The sequence below is a fragment of the Aeromicrobium sp. REDSEA-S32_B7 genome, from assembly GCF_001626145.1.
Lineage (GTDB): Bacteria > Actinomycetota > Actinomycetes > Propionibacteriales > Nocardioidaceae > Aeromicrobium > Aeromicrobium erythreum.
In genome coordinates, this window is the sequence record NZ_LUNF01000317.1 from 1 (window position 1) to 4477 (window position 4477).

Genomic DNA, 4477 nt, shown 5'->3' on the forward strand with positions numbered 1-4477 from the left:
GGCCGGGGGTGAGCCCGAGCTCGTCGCGCACGAGCGGCAGCCGCGACATCCACGACGCGACCATGAAGCCGTTCACTGTGAAGACGACGGCGACGGCAGTGCGGGCCCGTACGAGCGGTGTCGTCGCTGTCGTCGTCATGCCCGACCCTCCTCGTCGCGCTGCCGAGGCCAGGCGCCGGTGCTCCACAGCGCCCACAGGACGAGCAGCGGCTGGAAGAACAGCCGCGTGAGCCGCGCACCGTCGGAGTCGAGCCCGAACGCGTCGACCCCCTCCACGTACTGGGCGACGTTGCCGGGGAAGACCGCCACGAAGAGTCCGGCGACGAGCCAACCCACCAGCGGACGTCGAGCTCGCGGCGCGAGCAGCACCGCCGCACCCAGTGCCAGCTCGACCGCACCCGACACGAGCACCGTGACGTCGGCGTCGACCGGGAACCACGACGGCACCTGCGCGTGGAACTCCTGCCTCGCCACCACGTGCGCCACCCCCGCCACCACGAGGAACGCACCCAGCAGCAGACGACCGACGAGGCGGGGGAGGGAGGTGGGAGCTGTCACCGGACGAGGATGTCAGGTGGGTGGGGCTGGACGCGCGCGGGTGGGCGTGGGCTTGGTGGTGTGCTGCCTGCGGGGTTCTGGTCCTGCTGCTGCGTTGCCTGCGGGGGTCGTGACCTTGGTGGTGCGCTGCCTCGGCCTTCGCTGGGGCGGCCTCCGAGAGGGCCTCGGCCGGCAGCGGGCCTGGGGTGTCTTCGGGTCTCGGGGTCTGGCTTCGGCCTGTGGGTGACGCACGATTCTTCGTTTCTGCGTTCTTGACCCACCGTTCTGCGTTGGCGCGCGTCCTATCGGTGGATCTGCAACCGCAGGAGCGTTTTTGCGGTTGAGAATCCACCGACGGTGAGCGTCGCGTCGGAACGATTCTGCTTTCGGGTGGACCGTTTCACCCGAAAGCAGAATCGTTCGTCACCCCAACGCAAAGGGCACCCACGATTCGTCACCCACGCGTGCGAGGCCGAATGCTTCTGCGTTCACGACGGGATCCCGTGACAAACGCAGAATCCTTGGACCCCGACGCGCGAACGCAGAATCTTGCGTCAACCCCGTGCCCAACCCTTAGCCCGAGACCCCAGACCAGCGCCGTCGCCAGCCGCCCGGTCGAGGCCCTTGCGGAGACCACTCCCAGCGAAGGCCGAGGCAGCGCACCAGCAAGACCAGACCCCCGCAGGCAGCGCACCACCGACCCCGGACACCCGCGGTAGCGCAGCAGCGACCACGAACCCGCGAAGGCAGCGCACCAGCAACACAGCACGCAGCACACTCCGAAGCACGTGACCACCCACCGCCGCCGTCGCTAGCCTGAGCGACATGGCTCACACCGCTGACCGGCACGACGTCATCCGGGTGCAGGGTGCCCGGGAGAACAACCTGAGGGACGTGAGCGTCGACCTGCCGAAGCGACGGCTGACGGTGTTCACGGGGGTCTCGGGGTCGGGGAAGAGCTCGCTGGTGTTCGGGACGGTTGCGGCGGAGTCGCAGCGGCTCGTGAACGAGACGTACAGCGCGTTCCTGCAGGGGTTCATGCCGTCGCTGTCGCGTCCCGACGTCGACCACCTGGACGGGCTGACGACGGCGATCATCGTCGACCAGGAGCGGCTGGGGGCGAACCCGCGGTCGACGGTCGGCACCGCGACCGACGCGAGCACCATGCTCCGCATCCTGTTCAGCCGGATCGGCGAGCCCTACGTCGGCCCGCCCACCGCGTTCTCGTTCAACGTGCCGACGCGCACGGCGAGCGGTGTCATGACGACGGAGCGGGGCGGGCGCACGGAGAGACGCGTCGCGCGCAAGGAGGTCTACCTCGGCGGCATGTGCCCGCGCTGCGAGGGCATGGGCGCCGTCAGCGACTTCGACCTCACCGCGATCTACGACGCCGACAAGTCGCTCGCCGACGGGGCGCTGCTCGTCCCGGGCTACAGCATGGACGGGTGGTACGGACGCATCTTCTCCGGCGCGGGCCTGCCGATGGACGTGCCCATCGGCCAGCTCACCGACGCCCAGCGCGAGAAGCTGCTGCGCGGGGAGCCCGAGAAGATCCGCGTCGACGGCGTCAACCTCACCTACGAGGGCGTGCTCACGAAGGTGCAGAAGTCGATGCTCAGCAAGGACGTCGAGGCGCTGCAGCCGCACGTCCGGCGCTTCGTCGAGCGTGCCGTCACGTTCACGACCTGCCCCGACTGCGGCGGCACCCGACTCACCGTCGGTGCCCTGTCGTCACGCATCAGAGGCAAGAACATCGCCGACCTCAGCGCGATGCAGGTCAGCGACCTCGCCGCATGGCTGCGTGACCTCGACGAGCCCTCCGTGGCCCCGCTCGTCGCCGGCCTGCAGCACGTCCTCGACGCGTTCACCGAGATCGGTCTCGGCTACCTGTCCCTCGACCGTCCCGCCGGCACGCTGTCGGGAGGCGAGGCGCAACGCACCAAGATGATCCGGCACCTCGGGTCGTCCCTCACCGACGTCACCTACGTCTTCGACGAGCCGACGGTCGGCCTGCACCCGCACGACGTCGAGCGGATGAACCGGCTGCTCCTGCAGCTGCGCGACAAGGGCAACACGGTGCTCGTCGTCGAGCACGAGCCGGAGACGATCCGCGTCGCCGACCACGTCGTCGACCTCGGGCCCGGAGCCGGGTCCGAGGGCGGCACGCTCTGCTACGAGGGTGACGTCGCGGGACTGCTCGCCAGCAGCACCGTCACCGGACGCCACCTCGACGACCGCGTGCCCCTGAAGGACGAGGTCCGCGCGCCCACCGGACGGCTCGAGGTGCGCGGCGCGTCCAGCCACAACCTGCGCGACGTCGACGTCGACGTGCCTCTGGGCGTGCTCTGCGCGGTGACGGGCGTGGCCGGCTCGGGCAAGAGCTCCCTGGTGCACGGGTCGATCGCCGCGCACGAGGGCGTCGTCGTCGTCGACCAGTCGCCCGTGAAGGGTTCGCGGCGCAGCAACCCGGCCACCTGGACGGGCCTGCTCGAACCGGTGCGGAAGGCGTTCGCGAAGGCCAACGGGGTCAAGCCGGCGCTGTTCAGCTCGAACTCCGAGGGAGCGTGCACCACCTGCGGCGGCGTGGGCGTCGTCATCACGGAGCTCGGTGTCATGGCGACCGTCGAGTCACCTTGCGAGGAGTGCGAGGGACGTCGCTTCCAGCCGTCGGTGCTCGTGCACACCCTCGGCGGCAGGAACATCGCCGAGGTGCTCGAGCTCTCGGCGGCCGAGGCCGCCAGCTTCTTCGCTGAGGGCGAGTCGCGCGTGCCGGCGGCGCAGAAGGTCGTGGCGCGGCTCGTCGACGTCGGGCTCGGCTACCTGACGCTCGGGCAACCGCTGTCGTCGCTGTCCGGCGGCGAGCGTCAGCGGCTCCGGCTGGCGGCGCAGCTGTCGGAGTCGGCCGAGGTGCTCGTGCTCGACGAGCCGACGACCGGACTCCACCTCGCCGACGTCGAGAACCTGCTGGCCCTGCTCGACCGCATCGTCGACGAGGGACGCTCGGTGGTCGTCGTGGAGCACCACCAGGCGGTGATGGCTCACGCCGACTGGGTGATCGACCTCGGCCCCGGCGCCGGCCACGACGGCGGGCGCATCGTCTTCGAGGGCACGCCCGCGCAGCTCGTGTCGTCGGGCAGCGGGCTCACCGCGCAGCACCTGGCGGCCTACCTCGGCACGTCCGGATGAGGGACGCACGTGCGGTCGGGGCGGTGCTGCTCGCGTCGCTCTGCTTCGCCACGACCGGCACCGCCCAGGCCCTCGCCGAGGTCGACGCCTCGCCCGTGGCGGTCGGCCTCGCCCGCATCGCGCTCGGCGGCGTGCTGCTCGGTGCCGTCGCCGTCCGGCTCGCGCGCGTGCCGTCGTCGTCGCGGGCCTCCACGACGGCGGAGGGGAGGGGCGCCTCGCTCCTCGGCCGGCTGCCTCCCGCCGCACTCGTCGCCGTCGGCGCGACCGGCGTCGTCGCCTACCAGCCGACGTTCTTCGAGGGCACCGAGCGCAACGGCGTCGCCGTGGGCACCGTGGTGGCGCTCGGGTCGGCACCGGTCGTCACGGGGGTGCTCGACGCGCTGCTGTCGCGGCGGGCACCGACGCTGCGGTGGTGCGTGGCCACCGTGCTCGCACTCCTGGGCGTCGTGTGCGTGGCCGGCCTGCTCGACGGGGGCGCCTCCACCGGCGCCGCGGTGCTCTGGTCGGTCGGGGCGGGCGGCTCGTACGCGCTCTACACGCTCGCCGCGAAGGAGCTCCTCGGTCGGGGCCGGTCCGCGGCGCGCATCATGGGGGTGCTCTTCGGCGTCGCGGGCGTCGTGAGCCTGCCCGTGCTGGCCGTCCTGGCTGGCGCGTGGCTCCTGACGCCCGCCGGCCTCGTCCTGGTGGTGTGGCTCGGCGTCGTGACCACGACCGTGGCGTACCTGCTGTTCGGCTGGGGGCTCGCCCGGCTGCC

The 4477-nt window shown here is 71.6% G+C and carries 3 protein-coding genes; 2 read left to right on the plus strand and 1 reads right to left on the minus strand.

Annotated elements, in window-relative coordinates; translation table 11 throughout:
* Nucleotides 1-135: 135 nt before the first annotated feature.
* Nucleotides 136-558 (minus strand): hypothetical protein, encoded by a 423-nt coding sequence (locus A6Q79_RS17995; protein ID WP_286690261.1) that lies wholly within the window; start codon nt 556-558, stop codon nt 136-138.
* An 804-nt stretch (nt 559-1362) separates the two neighbouring features.
* Here A6Q79_RS17995 and A6Q79_RS18000 point away from each other — a divergent pair.
* Both A6Q79_RS18000 and A6Q79_RS18005 read left to right on the plus strand, forming a co-directional pair.
* A complete protein-coding gene (locus A6Q79_RS18000) occupies nt 1363-3723 on the plus strand; it encodes an excinuclease ABC subunit UvrA (protein WP_286690262.1) in 2361 nt (786 codons plus the stop codon).
* Nucleotides 3720-4477 (plus strand): EamA family transporter (locus A6Q79_RS18005; RefSeq protein WP_317698908.1); only part of this gene is annotated, 758 nt, incomplete at its 3' end. The genes A6Q79_RS18000 and A6Q79_RS18005, both read left to right, overlap by 4 nt.

Bases quoted from the DNA above. Each gene is read 5' to 3' on its own strand.
- A6Q79_RS18000 (WP_286690262.1), top strand. From the start codon at position 1,363: ATGGCTCACACCGCTGACCGGCACGACGTCATCCGGGTGCAGGGTGCC.